At 74.2% G+C, this 13,966-nt stretch carries 14 protein-coding genes; 8 read left to right on the forward strand and 6 right to left on the reverse strand.

The window, feature by feature from the left end; genetic code table 11:
• Positions 1–41: 41 nt before the first annotated feature.
• From OG774_RS21405 to OG774_RS21440, 8 genes are read left to right on the forward strand one after another with little or no spacing between them, the layout of a single operon-like run.
• Positions 42–1,277: an alpha/beta fold hydrolase gene (locus OG774_RS21405; RefSeq protein WP_328304148.1), complete on the forward strand. Its 1,236-nt coding sequence runs from the start codon at positions 42–44 to the stop codon at positions 1,275–1,277.
• Positions 1,274–2,083 (forward strand): N-acyl homoserine lactonase family protein, encoded by an 810-nt coding sequence (locus OG774_RS21410; RefSeq protein WP_328304150.1) that lies wholly within the window; start codon positions 1,274–1,276, stop codon positions 2,081–2,083. The genes OG774_RS21405 and OG774_RS21410 overlap by 4 nt, the downstream gene beginning before the upstream one ends.
• On the forward strand, positions 2,080–2,979 hold the full coding sequence (locus tag OG774_RS21415) for an NAD(P)-dependent oxidoreductase (RefSeq protein WP_328304152.1): 900 nt from the start codon (positions 2,080–2,082) through the stop codon (positions 2,977–2,979). The genes OG774_RS21410 and OG774_RS21415 overlap by 4 nt, the downstream gene beginning before the upstream one ends.
• On the forward strand, positions 2,976–3,365 hold the full coding sequence (locus tag OG774_RS21420) for a cupin domain-containing protein (RefSeq protein WP_328304154.1): 390 nt from the start codon (positions 2,976–2,978) through the stop codon (positions 3,363–3,365). The genes OG774_RS21415 and OG774_RS21420 overlap by 4 nt, the downstream gene beginning before the upstream one ends.
• Complete coding sequence (locus OG774_RS21425; protein WP_328304156.1) at positions 3,362–3,760, forward strand: carboxymuconolactone decarboxylase family protein; 399 nt, start codon at positions 3,362–3,364, stop codon at positions 3,758–3,760. Before OG774_RS21420 ends, OG774_RS21425 begins: the two co-directional genes overlap by 4 nt.
• Positions 3,757–4,647: an NAD(P)-dependent oxidoreductase gene (locus tag OG774_RS21430; RefSeq protein WP_328304158.1), complete on the forward strand. Its 891-nt coding sequence runs from the start codon at positions 3,757–3,759 to the stop codon at positions 4,645–4,647. Before OG774_RS21425 ends, OG774_RS21430 begins: the two co-directional genes overlap by 4 nt.
• A complete protein-coding gene (locus tag OG774_RS21435) occupies positions 4,644–5,402 on the forward strand; it encodes a carboxymuconolactone decarboxylase family protein (RefSeq protein WP_328304160.1) in 759 nt (252 codons plus the stop codon). The genes OG774_RS21430 and OG774_RS21435 overlap by 4 nt, the downstream gene beginning before the upstream one ends.
• A 27-nt stretch (positions 5,403–5,429) precedes the next feature.
• Positions 5,430–6,116 carry a GntR family transcriptional regulator gene (locus tag OG774_RS21440; RefSeq protein WP_274196363.1) on the forward strand — a complete coding sequence of 229 codons (687 nt, stop codon included), beginning with the start codon at positions 5,430–5,432 and terminating at the stop codon, positions 6,114–6,116.
• A 49-nt stretch (positions 6,117–6,165) separates the two neighbouring features.
• Here OG774_RS21440 and helR read toward each other — a convergent pair whose 3' ends face one another.
• The 6 genes from helR to OG774_RS21470 all read right to left on the reverse strand — a co-directional run bounded on the left by helR (position 6,166) and on the right by OG774_RS21470 (position 13,960).
• Positions 6,166–8,337: an RNA polymerase recycling motor ATPase HelR gene (gene helR, locus OG774_RS21445; RefSeq protein ID WP_328304163.1), complete on the reverse strand. Its 2,172-nt coding sequence runs from the start codon at positions 8,335–8,337 to the stop codon at positions 6,166–6,168.
• 120 nt (positions 8,338–8,457) lie between these two features.
• Positions 8,458–9,441 (reverse strand): GGDEF domain-containing protein, encoded by a 984-nt coding sequence (locus tag OG774_RS21450; protein WP_442873899.1) that lies wholly within the window; start codon positions 9,439–9,441, stop codon positions 8,458–8,460.
• A gap of 188 nt (positions 9,442–9,629) precedes the next feature.
• Positions 9,630–10,817, reverse strand: a complete 1,188-nt coding sequence (locus OG774_RS21455) for an amidohydrolase family protein (RefSeq protein WP_328304167.1) — start codon at positions 10,815–10,817, stop codon at positions 9,630–9,632.
• A 126-nt stretch (positions 10,818–10,943) separates the two neighbouring features.
• On the reverse strand, positions 10,944–11,885 hold the full coding sequence (locus OG774_RS21460; RefSeq protein WP_328304169.1) for an MBL fold metallo-hydrolase: 942 nt from the start codon (positions 11,883–11,885) through the stop codon (positions 10,944–10,946).
• 4 nt (positions 11,886–11,889) lie between these two features.
• Positions 11,890–12,981 carry a hypothetical protein gene (locus tag OG774_RS21465; protein ID WP_328304171.1) on the reverse strand — a complete coding sequence of 364 codons (1,092 nt, stop codon included), beginning with the start codon at positions 12,979–12,981 and terminating at the stop codon, positions 11,890–11,892.
• Positions 12,982–13,090: 109 nt separating this feature from the next.
• Positions 13,091–13,960 carry a LysR family transcriptional regulator gene (locus OG774_RS21470; protein ID WP_328304173.1) on the reverse strand — a complete coding sequence of 290 codons (870 nt, stop codon included), beginning with the start codon at positions 13,958–13,960 and terminating at the stop codon, positions 13,091–13,093.
• Between the last annotated feature and the right edge of the window lie 6 nt (positions 13,961–13,966).

The raw sequence follows: 13,966 nt of genomic DNA on the forward strand, positions 1-13,966 counted from the left end.
GCGCCCCGACGGCGTCAACAGGTCCTCGACGGGGAGGCGCGATGTGGCTCGACGAGACACGGGTGGCGGAGACGCTCACCGACGACCTGCTCGCGGGCCTGCCGCCCGGACCCGACTGGAGCCTGCTGCTCGAGATCGGGGCCACGCGCGCCCTGGTCCGGGTGGTCGACGGCTCCGTGCGCGTCGAGGGCGCGCCGGGCATCAACGCCACCTGGGACGTCGGCTTCGCCGTCTCCGACGCGGAGTGGGCCGAGTTCTGCGCCGACCCGCCCCCGCGCGGTGCGACGTCGGCGCAGGCCCTCGTGGCCACCCGCGGCAGCGAGCGGATCACCGGCCGGCGCGAGGTGTGGGCGCGGGCGGCCCCCGCGATCGACCGGTTCCTCGACGCGCTGCGGGACACCGAACGGGCGCCGATCCGGCGACGGCCGGATCCCGCGCCACGGCCGCTGGGCTTCGGGCCGAGCGTGGGGCGCTACCTGCACCTGGACGACGGTCGGAGGATCTTCGTCGAGACCGCGGGCGAGGGCCCGCCGCTGCTGTGCCTGCACACGGCGGGCGCCGACTCGCGCCAGTTCCGGGGCCTGCTCGAGGACCCGCGGGTCACCGACCACCACCGCGTCGTCGCCTTCGACATGCCCTGGCACGGGCGCTCCGATCCGCCCGACGACTGGCAGCACCGCCGCTACACCCTCGACACCGCGACGTACGCGGCGACGGTGCTCGCGGTCGCCGACGCACTCGAGCTCGACCGCCCGGTGCTCCTGGGCTGCTCGATGGGCGGGGCGATCGCGCTCTACCTCGCCGCCGAGCACGGCGACCGCTTCGCCGGGGTGTGCGCGCTGGAGGGCGGCCTCGGGAGTGCCGGGCGCTTCGTCGAGTGGACCCATCGCGCCGACGTCGACCACTCCGGCTTCCTGGCCAGCTGGGTCGGCGGGCTGATCGCGCCGTCGAGCCCGGAGGGACAGCGCGCGCAGACCCTGTGGGGCTACGCGAGCAACGGCCCCGGCGTCTACCAGGGCGACACGGCCTTCTACTCGCTCGACTTCCCCCCGATCGCCGCCGGCCTCGGGCGCGCGACCTGCCCGCTGTACGTCTTCAGCGGCGAGTACGACTACTCGGCCACCACGGAGATGAGCCGGCGGGCCGCCGACCAGCTGGGCGGCGAGCTCGTGGTCATGGCGGGACGCGGCCACTTCCCGATGTCCGAGGACCCCGAGGGGCTCCTCGAGCACCTGCTGCCGGTGCTTGCCAAGATCCGGAGCGGAGCACTGCGATGACCAACGAGGTCTGGGCCGTCCGCTACGGCACGCGCGTCACCACCCGCACCGAGGCGTACCTGAACTGGCACGTCTACGGCGAGCCCGACGAGTCGTTCCGCATGGACTACTTCTTCTGGATCGTCCGGGGCGGCGGGCGCACCACCGTCGTCGACTGCGGGTTCGACCCCGAGGTCGGGCGCCGTCGCGGCCGCGAGGTGCTCGTCGACCCCGTCGACGCGCTGGCCGCGCTCGGCATCGACGCCGCGACGGTGGACCGGCTGGTGGTCAGCCACGCGCACTACGACCACATCGGCAACCTCGACCGCTTCCCCGCCGCCGAGATCGTCGTGACCGCGCGGGAGCTCGCGTTCTGGACGGGCCCGCACGCCGGGCGCGTGCAGTTCGCGCACTCCACCGAGGCCGGCGAGATCGCCGCGCTGGCCCGCGCCCAGGACGAGGGCCGGGTCACGACGTTCACCGGCTACTGCGAGCTGGGCGACGGGTTCGGGCTGCTCGAGGTCGGCGGGCACACGCCGGGTCAGCTGATCGCCCGCGTCGCAGTCGAGGGCGGGGAGGTCGTGCTGGCCGCCGACGCGCTGCACTTCTACGACGAGCTCACGCGGGACCGGCCGTTCTTCGTGGTCGCCGACCTCGAGGCCATGTACGCGGGCTTCGACACGCTGCGCGAGATCACCGACCGCCCGGGCCGGGTGCTCGTGGCCGGGCACGACGCCGACGTGGGACGCCGCTTCCCCGGTCGGGCGCAGGGCACCGGGATCGACGACCTGGTGATCCGACTCGAGGTGGAGGGACACCGGACATGACCACGGTCGGCGTGATCGGGCTGGGCAACATGGGCGGGCGGATGGCGCGCCGGCTGGTGGACGCGGGGTGGGAGGTCGTCGGCCACGACCCCGTCGCGGGCCGCGCGGAGGACGTCGGCGCCGAGGCCGTCGGGAGCCCCGCCGAGGTCGCGCGGCGCTGTACGACGGTGCTGCTCTCGCTGCCGGACTCGACGGTCGTCGAGCCGGTGGTCCGCGACCTGCTCACCGGGGCGGCACCCGGCACGACCGTGGTGGACCTGTCGACGGCGTCGCCCGAGTCGACGGTGGCGCTCGCCACGGAGGCCGCGGCGCAGGAGGTCGCGTACCTCGACGCCGGCATCTCCGGGGGTGCGGCGGCGGCCGAGAAGGGCACGCTGACGATCATGGCGGGCGGCGACGTCGCGGCGATCGACGCGATCCGCCCCGTCCTGGCGCCGCTGGCCGCGACCGTGCACCACCTCGGTCCGGTCGGCGCCGGGCACTCCGCGAAGCTGCTCAACAACTTCCTCAACGCGGTGACGCTCGCCGCGACCGCCGAGGTCATGGTGGCCGGGCAGCGCGCCGGGTTGGACCTGCGCACGCTGCTCGCGGCCATCAATGGCGGGAGCGGGCAGTCGTTCGCCTCGAGCAACCGGTTCCCGCGCATCGTCGAGGGCGACTACCTCGAGGGCGGGCTCACCAGCCGCCTGATGACCAAGGACGTCACGCTCTACACCGAGCTGCTCGCGCGCCTCGGCGTGCCCTCGCTCAACGCCGCGGGCCCGGTCGCCTCGTTCGGCATGGCCGCGCACCTCGGCTACGGCGACCTCATCTCCAACCGCGTCGTGGACGCCCTCGGCGACCTCGCCGGCGGTGTCCGGATCCAGCAGCCCACGACCCAGGAGACCACCTCGTGAAGATCGTCCACGGGCGCGCCGACGGCGTCGTCACCGAAGCACGCAGTGCCACCTTCACCGGCACCGTCTGGGGCGACCCGGTGCTGCCGACCACCGACGGCACCACGATCAACTCGGTGACGTTCACCCCCGGCGCGCGGACCTTCTGGCACCACCACGAGCGGGGCCAGGTCCTCGTCGTCACCGCCGGGACGGGGTGGGTGAGCACGCACGGCGAGACGCCGCAGCCGCTCACGGTCGGCGACGTCGTCTGGGTGCCGCCGGACGAGCGCCACTGGCACGGCGCCGGGCCTGGCTCGATCATGACCCACCTCGCGGTCTCCCTGGGGACGACGACCTGGCTCGACGAGGTCTCCGAGGACGAGTACGGGCGGGCAGCGCGATGAGCGGCCGGAACGGGACCGACGACCGCTTCGAGCGCGGGCTGGCCATCCGCAAGGAGGTCGTCGGCGAGGACCACGTCGAGCGGTCGATGGCGCAGGTCAGCGACTTCTCCCGGCCCGTGCAGGAGTACGTGACCCGCTGCTGCTGGGGCGAGGTGTGGGATCGCCCGGGGCTCGACCGCCGCACCCGCAGCCTGCTCAACCTCGTCATGCTCACCGCGCTCGGCCGCTCCCACGAGCTCGCGGTGCACGTGCGCGGCGCGCTCACCAACGGCGTCACCGAGACCGAGATCCAGGAGGCGCTGCTGCAGGCCACGGCCTACTGCGGCGCGCCCGCCGGCCTCGAGGCGTTCCGGGTCGCCGACGGGGTGCTGGCCGAGGCGAGGGAGCGGTCGTGAGCGGTCCCTCCGGCCGCACGGTCGGCTTCGTGGGCCTCGGGCACATGGGCACGCCGATGGTGTCGCGCCTCGTCGACGCGGGTGTGACCGTCCGGGCGTACGACGCCTCGCCCGAGGCGCGCGAGGCGTTCGCCGCCGCGGTGCCCGGCGCGACGGTCGTCGAATCGGCGTCGGGGACCGCCGACGGCGCCGAGGCCGTACTGCTCTGCCTGCCGAACTCGGCGATCGTCGAGTCGGTGGTGGCGGAGCTCGACCCTGCCGGTGACACAGCTCGCGTGATCGTGGACATGAGCTCCTCGGAGCCCCTGCGCACCCGCGCGCTCGCGGCCTCGCTGGCCGACACGGGGCGCGTGCTGGTCGACGCCCCGGTCTCCGGCGGCGTCTCCGGGGCCCGCGCGGGCACGCTCGCCGTGATGGTCGGCGGCCCCGACGACGTCGTCGCGGACCTCGAACCGCTGCTCGCCGCCATGGGCCGCCCGCGCCACGTCGGGCCGGTCGGCGCCGGGCACGCGCTCAAGGCGCTGAACAACCTGATGTCGGCGGCCCACCTCGTCGCGAGCTCGGAGGCGGTGCTCGTCGGCGAGGAGTTCGGGCTCGACCCCGCCGTGATGCTCGAGGTCGTCAACGGCTCGTCCGGGCGCAGCGGCTCGACCGAGAACAAGTGGCCGAACCACATCCTGCCCGGCACCTACGGGGCCGGCTTCGGCATCGGCCTGCTGGTGAAGGACATCCACATCGCCCTCGACCTCGCCGCGAGCACGAGCGTCCCGACCCGGCACGCGGCGGCGACCGTCGCGCTCTGGGACGAGGCGCTCGCCGAGCTCGGGCCGAACGCCGACCACACCGAGATCGCCCGCTGGCTGCGGGAGCGGAAGGGGACACCGTGACGCTCACCGACGAGCAGCAGGCCATCAAGGACGAGTTCGTCCGCGTGCGCGGCACCTGGGGCGAGCCCTGGGAGCGGATGCTCGAGCTCGATCCGGCGTTCGTGCGCGCCTACCTCGAGTTCTCCGCGGTGCCGTGGCGCCGTGAACCGGGTGCGCTCACGCCGAAGGTGCGCGAGCTGCTGTACATCGCCGTCGACGCCGCCGCGACCCACCTCTACACGCCGGGGGTGCGCCAGCATGTGGCCGCGGCGCTCGACGCGGGCGCGACGCCGCAGGAGATCATGGAGGTGCTCGAGCTGACGAGCACGCTCGGCATCCACGCCGCGAACATCGGGGTGCCGCTGCTGGTCGAGGTGCTCGTGGAGGAGGGCCTGCGCGACGGGCCGGCGCCGCTCGACGAGCGCCAGGAGCGGCTCAAGGCCGAGTTCACCGCGACCCGCGGCTACTGGCACACGTTCTGGGACGAGATCCTCGAGCTGGACCCGGACCTGTTCGAGGCCTACGTCGCCTTCTCGTCGGTGCCCTGGCAGACCGGCACGCTCGAACCGAAGGTCAAGGAGCTCGTCTACTGCGCGTTCGACGCGTCGGCGACCCACCTCTACGTGCCGGGCCTCAAGCTGCACCTGCGCAACGCCCTGGGCCACGGCGCGACCGTCGCGGAGATCCTCGAGATGTTCGAGATCGCCAGCGTCGTCGGGATCCACGCCGCGACGACCGCGGCGCCGATCCTCGCCGAGCTGGCCGCGTCGCGCTGACGCGTGGTGCTGGGGCCTGGTGCGACGATGGGCGCCGTGTCGTCGTCGGTCTGGGGCCCCGAGCCGCTGCCGCGCGTCGCCGCGCCGTTGCGCGAGCAGGTGACCGACCGGGTGCGCTCGGCGATCCTCGACCTGCGCCTGCGCCCCGGGGAGCGGCTCATCGAGCGCGAGCTCACCGAGAGCCTCGGGGTCTCGCGGGCCACGGTCCGCGAGGTCATCCGCCAGCTCGCCGCCGAGGGCCTGGTCACCGTCGTCCCGCAGCGCGGGGCCGAGGTGACGTCGCTGTCTCCGTCCGACGCCGCCGACATCTACGAGATGCGCGCCTCCCTCGAGGCGCTCGCGGTCCGGCGGTTCGTGCAGCGGGCCGGCGACGACCAGGTCCGCGCGCTGCGCAGTGCCGTCGACGAGATCGCCCGCAGCGCCGCGACGGGCGAGGTCGGCGACCACCTCGGCGCGAAGGACCGCTTCTACGACGTGCTCATGGAGGGGTCGGCGAGCGGGCCGCTCCAGCAAACGCTGGCCGGGCTCCAGGCGCGGGTGCGGCTGCTGCGCGCGACGTCGCTCTCCGCGCCGGGCCGGCCGGCCGAGGCGGCGGCGGAGCTGCGCGCGGTGGTCGACGCCGTCGAGGCGCGTGACGCCGACGCCGCCGCCGAGGCGAGCATCCGGCACATCCGCGCGGCCGCGGCGACGGCGACCGCCCAGCTCACGACGTGATGCCTACCGGCACGTGAGCGATCTGGGTCGCCCCGGCGACCCAGATCGCTCACGTGGGCCGAAGGCCCCTCAGGGGCAGCGGGCCCCGGTGCAGGACGCCGAGGCGCTGCGTGGCGCGGGTGAGGGCGACGTAGAGGTCGGCGGCGCCCTGCGGTCCCTCGGCGAGGATGCGGTCGGGGTCGACGACGAGCACCGCGTCGAACTCGAGGCCCTTCGTCGCGGACGGCGCCACCCCGCCGGTCCCGATCACCACGCTCGTGCCCTCGCGTGCGGCCTCGTCGCGCACGAACGCCTCGATCGCGGCCGGGAGCTCGTCCTCGGTGACCTGCCGGGACCACGGCCGCACACCGGAGGCCCGCACCGAGTCCGGCGGCCGGACGTCGGGGGCGAACTCCGCCAGCACCGCGGCGGCGACGGCCATGATCTCGGCCGGGGTGCGGTAGTTGACCGTCAGCGAGCGGTACGCCCAGCGCCCGGGCACGTAGGGCTCGAGCATCGCGCCCCAGGACCTCGCCCCGGCCGGGGACCGGCGCTGGGCGAGGTCGCCGACCACGGTGAACGAGCGGCTCGGGCAGCGCCGCATCAGCACCCGCCAGTCCATCTCCGAGAGCTCCTGGGCCTCGTCGACGACGACGTGGCGGTAGGTCCAGTCGCGGTCGGCCGCGGCGCGCTCGGCGAGCTCGCGGGTGTCGCGCTCCTCGAACCGCTCGGCCAGGCGTGCGTCGTGGATGAGGTCGTCGACGGTCACCCCGACGTCCTCGTCCAGCTCCTCGCGGTCCAGCGTCAGGATCTCCATGACGCCGGCGGCGTACTCGGACTCGGCCTGCCGCTCCTGCCGGACGGCGTGCTCCTCGGCGTCGACCGCCGCCTTGTCGCGCCCCAGCAGGTCGACCAGCTCGTCGAGCAGCGGCACGTCGGGCACCGTCCAGGCGTCGCCGTCGGCCCGCCACAGCGCGGGGTCCGCGCCGGCCGCGCGCAGCCGGTCGGGCGAGGCGTAGAGCGGGCCGAGCACCGTCGCCGGGGTCAGGATCGGCCACAGCTCGTCGAGCGCGGCGGTGAACGCCTCGGATTTCCCCAGCTCATCGAGCACGTCGGTGCGCAGCTGCGCCCACGCGGCGCGGTCGGACCGGGTGATCCAGCCCCGGGCGATCCGGCTGACCGCCCGTTCGGTGAGGACGTAGGTGACGATCTCGGCGAACACCGGCCGGGCCTCGTTGTGCGGGAGACCGCTCGCGCGCGCCTCCTCGCGCGCCCACTGCGCGGTCTCGGCGTCGATGCGCACCGTGACGTCTTCGAGCGCGATCGTCAGCGGCTCCTCGGGCAGCCGTTGCCGGTCGGCGATCGCCGCCGCGAGCACGTCGAGCATCGCCCGCGAGCCCTTGATCCGGGTGGCCTCGGGCGTGTCCTCGGCGGTGACCGAGAGGCCCGGCACGAGGTCGCCGGTCGTCATGAACACGACGTCGGACTCGCCCAGCGACGGCAGGACGCGGCCGATGTGGTGCAGGAACGCCGGGTTCGGCCCGACCACGAGCACGCCGTGTCGCTCCATCCGCTCGCGCTGCGTGTAGAGCAGGAAGGCGACGCGGTGCAACGCCACGACGGTCTTGCCGGTGCCCGGGCCACCCTCGATGACGAGCACGCCGGGGTGGTCGAGGCGGATGATCTCGTCCTGCTCGGCCTGGATCGTCGCGACGATGTCGCGCATGCCCTCGCCGCGCGGCGCGTTCACGGCCGCGAGCAGGGCCGCGTCGGCGTCCCGGTCGGCGCCGTCGGGGATGCCGGCGCCGGGATGGCTGAGGACCTCGTCGGTGAAGTCGACGACGCGGCGCCCGCGCGTGTGGAACTGGCGACGCCGGCGCATGTCCTCCGGGTGCGCGCCGGTGGCGACGTAGAAGGCGCGCGAGGCCGGGGCGCGCCAGTCCAGCAGCACCGGCTCGTCGTCCTCGTCGCGCAGACCGATCCGGCCGATGTAGGAGCGCTCGCCGGAGTGCGCGTCCAGCCGCCCGAAGCACAGCCCGTTGTCCGCGACGTCCAGCCGCTCCATCCGGGTGGCCGCGGCGCGCACCGCGACGTCCCGCTCCATGGGCGACTCGCCGGCGCCCTTCAGCGCCGCGTCGTACTCGTTCTTCACCCGCGCGCGTTCCGCGTCGAGGCGGGCGTACAGCCCGGACACGTGGTCGCGTTCGGCTCGCAGTTCCTCGTCGTACCCCGGCGTGGACACAGGCCTCCCCACAGCGCCGCGCGACGGCGCCGATCCCGTTCTGGTGAGCGGCGATCGTGCGCCGGGACCCGGGTCTTGCCGCAAGCCCCGTGGTCGGCTATACGTTGGAAAGGGAAGAGATCAGGCGCGGTCGCCACCGCGCCGGGCGCGCTTGTCGGCGTACATCGCGGCGTCGGCCGCCGCGCAGGCGCCCGGGAAGCCGTCGGAGACGGTGAACGGGGCCGTGCCGATCGAGCACGGCACGCCTGAGGTGTCCAGGGCCTCGCCCAGGCGCATGACCAGGCCTTCCGCGTCCTCGGTGCCCACCTGCACCACGAGCGCGAACTCGTCCCCGCCGAGGCGGGCGAGCGGATCGGTGCTGCGGATCGCCGAGCGCAGGACCGCGGCGGTGTGCCGCAGGTGCCGGTCGCCGGCGTCGTGCCCCTCGGTGTCGTTGACGGTCTTGAGCCCGTCGCTGTCGAGCATCACCACCGAGGCGGGGTCGCCGAACCGCCGGAAGCGCTCGTCCTCCCGCGCCAGCCAGCGCTCCCACCCGCGGCGGTTGAGCAGCCCGGTGAGCGGGTCGGTCTCGGCGTCGCTGACCGCCCGCTCGAGGGCGCGGGCGGTGTCGACCGCGGCGGAGTCGGCCTCGAGCACGGAGGACAGCAAGCTGGAGAGCAGGTCGAGCAGCGGCTCCTGGTCGTCCAGGGTCGTCGTCACCGGCTCGCGGTTCATGCCGACGACGGTGCCGAACAGGGACCCGTCGCCGGTGACGATCGGGGTGCCGACGTAGGTGCCGACATCGATCCCCTGCTCCGCGGCGGTGCACGCGATGCGTTCCAGGTCGGGGATCGCGCGGGTGTCCGGGACGATGCGCGGGGTGGTCCCGGCGACCATGTACTGGCACATCGAGTCGGTCCACGCCGCGCTCACGCCGGGCTCGAGCCCGTAGGCCGAGTCGGCGGTGACCAGCATCGTCTGCCGTCCGTCCGCGACGCGCGTGACCGCCCAGGCGTCGAGCGGGACGACGCGGGCGAGGTAGTCGACCACCATGCGGCAGGCCGCGTCGAAGGCGCGCGGCGGCGCGAGCTCCGCAGCGATGCGGAGATCCTGAGTGGACGTCACGACCATGCCTCCCCCGGCGTGGATGCGCGGCCCCCACCCGGCCGCCGGCCCCAGTGTTGCCCCCGCGGTTCCGCGCCGGTCGGGGAGGTCCCGGTCATCACCCGTTGTGGCGATCGGCAGGGGTCGGGCGGCGGCGATCGGGCTCTCTCGGGCCGTCTAGCGCCTCCGCGAGACGGCCGGATACTCCGTCAGAGACGGACGCCCGCGCGCCACACCGCGCGGACGTCGCGGGTGGCGGTGACGTCGGACAGCGGGTCGCCCTCGACGAGCAGCAGGTCGGCGCGCTTCCCCGGCGCGATCCGGCCGCGGTCGGCGAGGCCGAACACGTCCGCCGGCAGCGAGGTCGCGGCACGCAGGACGTGGCGCGGCGTGAGGCCCGCCCGCGCGAGCAGCTCCAGCTCGAGGTGCATCGATGCCCCGTGCAGCACCGCCGCGGCGTGACCGGGGACGTCGTTGGCGTCGGTGCCGGCGAGGATCGTCGCGCCGGCGTCGACGAGGCGCCCGACGTTTCCGGTCGCGTGGTCGTAGGAGACGCCGGGCGCGGTGCTCACGGGCAGGTGGCCCCGGTCGCCGGCGCGCAGGGCCCCCACGACCTCGGGGTCGAGCCCCGCGGGCAGGCGCGGGTCGGCGAGGAGCTCGTCGGTGCTCGCGGCGTCGGAGCGGGCCCGCATCATCGCCAGCGTCGGGCACACGACGAGGCCGGCGAGGTCGGCATCGTCGACCGGGCCGTCCAGCGGGACGTGGGTGAGGACGTCGACCCCGGCCTCGAGCGCGGTCCCGAACGCCCACCGGGTCGGCGCGTGCGCCACGGTCTGCAGGCCGTGGGACCGCGCGGCGGCGCACACGGCGACCACCGTCTCCGGGCTCAGGGTGGGACGGGTGACGTCGGCGCTGTTCTCGACGAAGATCTTGAGGTAGTCGGAGCCCTCGCGGACGCGGTCGTTCACGAACTGCTCGGCGTCCTGCGGACCCGAGAGCCCGGGCATGCGCCAGCCCGAGGGGTCGGGCGGGAGCATCACCGCGGGCCAGCCGTCGACCGCGCCGGCCATGAGTCCCGAGCTGCGCAGGTCGGCCTCGTCGGTGCGCACCTGCGCCCGCCTCCGGAGCATGGCGGTGAACTGCGGCGGCGCGGAGAACATGTCGAGCACGGTGGTGACGCCGTGGCGCAGGTCCTGGCCGAGGTTGCCGGCACCGCGCAGGTGCACGTGCGCGTCGATCAGCCCGGGCAGCAGGGTCATGCCCCGGCCGTCGACGTCCCCCGTCCCGTCGTCCGCCCCGGGGCGCACCGCGGTGATCACCCCGTCCTCGACGGTCACGCTCGCCACGCCGAGGGCGTCGTTCCCGTCGAACACCCGCGCGCCGGAGATCGTCGTCATCGCCCTGCCTTCCCTGCCGACAGGGGACCAGGGTGGCACCGCACCGAGATCACCGGGGCGAAAGACACCTCTCGAGGGCGTCAGGGAGTGCGTTTCACCGTGCTGGTCCTCCCCGCGCGGGCGGTCTCAGGCGAAGCAGGTCAGCGGGCCGCCGTGGTAGGTCACCATGTCGTCGAGGGCGGCGAAGACGTCGATCGTCCCGCCGCGCTCGAGGCCGTCGAGCTCGGCGTAGGCGCGGTGGAGGTTGCCGACGATGCGCTCGGCGTCGGGCCAGTCGGTGAACCGGCCGAGGTCGGTGTCCCGCGCGGCCTGCAGCGGGGCGACGCCGGCCGCGCGGCCGCGTTCGGCAACGTCGAGGACGAAGCGCAGGTAGTCGAGCGTCGCGTCCAGCGGCGCCCGGTCGTGGAACACCGGGCCGTGCCCGGGCACGGTCGTCTGCGCACCGAGGGGCACCAGGACGTTCTCGAGCACGTCGACCGCGCCCGCCACCGAGCCCATGAGCAGGAACGGTGTGCCGCCGTGGAAGACCAGGTCGCCGCAGAACAGCGTCGAGCGGTCGGGGAACCAGACGATCGAGTCGTTGGTGGTGTGCGCCGGGGTGCCGACGTGGAGCACCTCGCCACGCAGGTCGCCGGCGTGCACCGCGACGCGGTCGGTGAAGGTGATGAACGGCGGATCGAGGGGCAGGTCGCCCCACTCCGGGTTCTGCCAGTAGGGCAGCTCGCGGGCGGGGCCGAACGCGATGGCCTCGGACCGCGCCTTCTCGTGCGCCACGATCGCCGCGTTCCCGAACAGGGCGTTGCCGAAGGTGTGGTCGCCATGGTGGTGGGTGTTCACCAGGGTGCGGACCGGCCGGTGGGTCACCGAGGCGATCGTGTCGAGGAACGCGCGGGTGCGGCGCTCGGTGGAGCAGGCGTCGATCGCGGTCACGCCCTGCGGGCCGACCACGAAGCCGGTGTTGTTGATCCACCACGTGCCGTCGGGCTGGATGTAGGCGTGGATGCCGTCGGAGACCTCCTCGCACCGCGGCGGGCCGGGGACGGTGATGTCGTCGTGTCGGGCGCTCATCGGGTCAGGAGAGCTCGGCGCGCAGCTGCTCGGCCGCCTTCGCCATCGAGACGAGCTTCCCGCGCGCCATCGGCCGCGGCAGCGAGAACAGGCCGCAGTCGGAGGTCAGATGGACGCGGTCGGGCGAGACGTGCTCGACGGCCTTGCGCACGCCCGCGGCGATCGCGTCCGGCGTCTCGACGACGAGTCGCTTGATGTCGATGCAGCCGACGCCGAGGCCCTTGTCGCTGGGAAAGCGCGACCACAAGTTGAAGTCGTCGTCGGGGAAGCCCGTCTCGGCGAAGGCGTACTCGACCGCGTCGACCCGCAGCTCGTTCGCGACGAGCTCGTGGAAGCCGGCGTACGGCGTGATGCCGACCGGGACGCCGCTGGCGAGGTGGCAGATGTGGAAGATCGTCAGGGCGTCGACGCCCTCGAGCGCCTGGTTGAGCGTCTCGACGACGAGGGGGTAGTCCTCGGGCTGGTGCAGGGTGAAGCCGACGTCGTCGAGCTGGAGCACCTCGACCCCGGCGGCGACGGCGTCCTTGAACTCGGCGTTGTAGGCCGCCGCGAGGTCGCGGTAGAGCGCCTTCTTGTCGTGGTAGTGGCGGTCGGTCAGCCAGCCGGCGAGGTTCGCCGGGCCCATCCCGCTGCAGAACTTCACGGTGCGCGGGCTGACGGCGCGCGCGCTCGTCCACAGGTCGGCGAGGTGCATGGTGCCGCGCCCGATCGGGCCGGTCACGGCCGTCTCGCTCCACGTCCCGGCGAAGGGCGCCGCGGTCTCGGTGCCGAACGCCTCGAACAGGTGGTTCGGCGCGGGCTCCACCGTGATGCCGTCGAGGTGGTAGGCGGGGTAGAGCAGGAACGACGAGATGAAGCCCTCGTGGCGGTCGTACCAGAGGTGGCCGTCGGTGGGCAGGTCGATGCCGGCGTCGATCTGGTCGCCGATCATCGCGCGCACGCCGTCGGAGTAGGCCTCGGCGAAGTCGCCGCGGCGCATGGCCACGCGGATGTCCTCGCCGCCGAGATCGAAGGTGTTCCACTTCGGCCGCGGGTAGGAGCCCACCGCGGTGGTCGGGAAGAGGTGGCCGAAGTGGTCACTGAGTCGCCGGGCCATCGTGGCCTCCCACGTCGTCGGGGTCGGTCGTCGGGGTCGTGAGCCCACCGTGGCCCGGCTCGTCCGCCGGATCACGTGCCGTTTCGGTTGCGATCCGTCCCTTGACAGCTCAGGCCAGGGTGACGAGATCCGCCGCCTGGCGGAACGCGAGCGCGACGCGCGAGTCGTCCTCCACGCGCGTGGCCACCGAGACGCGGCACTCGTCGCCCGCCAGCGGGACGAACCGCACGTCGGGGCGGGCGAAGAAGCGCCTCGCCGGGTCGCCGTGGACGCCGAGCATTCCGGACGTCGCGACCGCCGCGGGGATCGCGGCAGGGGTGCGCACCATCGGGCTGCGGCGCGACACCTGCATCGCGGGCCCGGCCCACCGACCGAGACCGGGATGACGCCCGATCGGCCGCACCCACGCCGAGCCCGCCACGTCGTCCTCGTCGAGGTGCTCCGCGTCGGCGAACGGCGACGAGACCGGCACGACCGCGACCCGGCCCGCCGTCAGCACGTGATCGAGACGAAGCCCGTCGACCGGCCCGACGTCGTGCACCACCGCGACGTCGACCTCGCCCTCGCGCACCGCGTCGAACTGCGAGTCCCAGTCCAGCTCGATGTGCACGAGCAGGCTCTCGGGGAGCTGCGCCTGCACCAGGCGGCGCAGCGCCGTCCAGCGGTCGGCCGCTCCGAAGCCGAGGATCCCGACGCGCACGATCCCGTCGTCGTCCGCCGACGGCGCGTCGCGGACCGCCGCGGCCAGGTCGTCGACGCGCGCCAGCACGTCGCACGCCCGCTCGACGAGGCGGACCCCGGCCGGGGTGAGGGTGACGCGACGGCTCGTGCGGTCGAAGAGGCGGGCCCCGACCTCTTTCTCCAGCGCGCGCACGTGCCGCCCGAAGGCCTGCGGGGCGATGTAGTGGCGCTCCGCGGCCTTCCGGAAGTGCAGTTCCTCCGCCAGCGTCACCGCGTAGCGGAGCGCCTGGATGTCCATGGGAAC

Origin of the sequence: Actinomycetospora sp. NBC_00405, assembly GCF_036044095.1 — a bacterium.
GTDB classification, from domain to species: Bacteria; Actinomycetota; Actinomycetes; order Mycobacteriales; family Pseudonocardiaceae; genus Actinomycetospora; species Actinomycetospora callitridis.